Source organism: Ideonella sp. B508-1, from assembly GCF_000333615.1.
Taxonomy (GTDB): Bacteria; Pseudomonadota; Gammaproteobacteria; order Burkholderiales; family Burkholderiaceae_C; genus Ideonella.
This window is the reverse complement of record NZ_BADL01000229.1, coordinates 1-1,496: the sequence shown is the minus strand read 5'-3', so window position 1 is coordinate 1,496 and position 1,496 is coordinate 1. Positions and strand designations below refer to the sequence as shown.

Below are 1,496 nucleotides of genomic sequence, written 5' to 3'. Positions count from 1 at the left end.
CCGCCGCCACCAGCACCAGGTTGTCGGCCACCGGGGCGTGCAACTCGGCGAAGTGGCGGCCGATCTTCTGGCGTGGGTCCCAGTGCGAGGGCAGGGCCACCGCCAGCCAGGGCAGGCTGGCGCGCCGGCCGTCGACGATGGCCAGGTCTTCCTCGATGGCCAGGCTGAACAGGGCAGTTTGGCGCCAGGATGTCGGCAGGGCCTTCAGACACAGGCCGATGTCCTGGGGCGCCTGCGGGTGCAGCGCCGCCACCTCGCCCCGGTCATCGACCGACCAGCCCAGGGCATGAGCCATCAGCTGGCCATCGCTGGACAGGGTCAGGGCGGCCGGATGTTCCTGCGCGGCCTGGCGCATGGCCGCGTGCAGGGACGGCAGGGCATCGAAGCCCGGTTCGATCTGCAAGGCCTGGTCGGGCTGGCTGCGCAGGACGGCGAGCTTCTCTCGCAGATGGGGCGACGCCGGGTGGGTGGGGGTGAACTGGACGCTGCCCTCGGCCAGCTTGCGCAGCCCGGGCTGCATGCGGAAGGGGGCGGTGACGGCGTGCTCGAAATCGAAGGGCATGGCAGAGCGGAGGAACAGCGACGGTGCCGCCAAGAAAAATGGGCACCCGGAGGTGCCCATCATCATGCCGGCAAACCCGGCACCACCGTGTTGGCGTCGATCAGACGCGCTTGCGGTATTCGTGGGTGCGGGTGTCGATTTCGATCTTGTCGCCGTTTTCCACGAACAGCGGCACGGAGATCTCGAAGCCGGTGCCCTTCAGGCGGGCGGGCTTCAGGACCTTGCCCGAGGTGTCGCCCTTGACGGCCGGCTCGGTTTCGATTTCGCGCACGACGCTGGTGGGCAGTTCGACCGAGATGGCCTTGCCGTCGTAGAACACCACTTCCACCGGCATGTTGTCTTCCAGGTAGCTGATGGCGTCGCCCATGTTCTCGGCTTCCACCTCGAACTGGTTGTAGTCGGTGTCCATGAACACGTACATCGGGTCAGCGAAGTAGGTGTAGGTGCATTCCTTGGTCTCGAGGATGACCTGCTCCATCTTGTCGTCGGCCTTGAAGACGACTTCGGCGCCGGAGCCGTTGAGCAGGTTCTTCATCTTCATGCGCACGGTGGCGGCGCCGCGGCCGCCACGGCTGTATTCGGTCTTCAGGACGACCATCGGGTCCTTGCCCTGCATGATGACGTTGCCGGCGCGGATTTCTTGAGCGAGCTTCATGGTGAGATTCCGTTGGTGGCGGCGCCATGCGTGCTGCGCAGCCCAAATTTTCGCAAAGCGTTGGATTTTAGCGCTTTTCCATGACGAACTCGAGGAGCTGCCGGGCCAGGGGGGGCTGGGCGAGCAATTCGGCACGCCAGGCGAGTGTGCAGCGTTGCCAGTCCGCCAGCGGGGGCAGGGGTGGCCAGGCAGAGCCCGCCGGCGTCAGGCCATTCCAGGCCTGCATCAGCCGGGGACGGCCTCTGCCAGGGCGGGCGGGGCACCGGCAAGGTGCCGGCG

At 66.8% G+C, this 1,496-nt stretch carries 2 protein-coding genes; both read right to left on the bottom strand.

What is annotated here, in order from left to right; genetic code table 11:
• On the bottom strand, nucleotides 1-562 hold a 562-nt coding region (locus I73_RS27155; protein WP_040500127.1), incomplete at its 3' end, for a heme-dependent oxidative N-demethylase subunit alpha family protein.
• Nucleotides 563-662: 100 nt separating this feature from the next.
• Complete coding sequence (gene efp / locus I73_RS09760) at nucleotides 663-1,217, bottom strand: elongation factor P (protein ID WP_022980441.1); 555 nt, start codon at nucleotides 1,215-1,217, stop codon at nucleotides 663-665.
• Nucleotides 1,218-1,496: the final 279 nt, after the last annotated feature.

Bases quoted from the DNA above. Each gene is read 5' to 3' on its own strand.
- efp (WP_022980441.1), bottom strand. From the start codon at position 1,217: ATGAAGCTCGCTCAAGAAATCCGCGCCGGCAACGTCATCATGCAGGGC.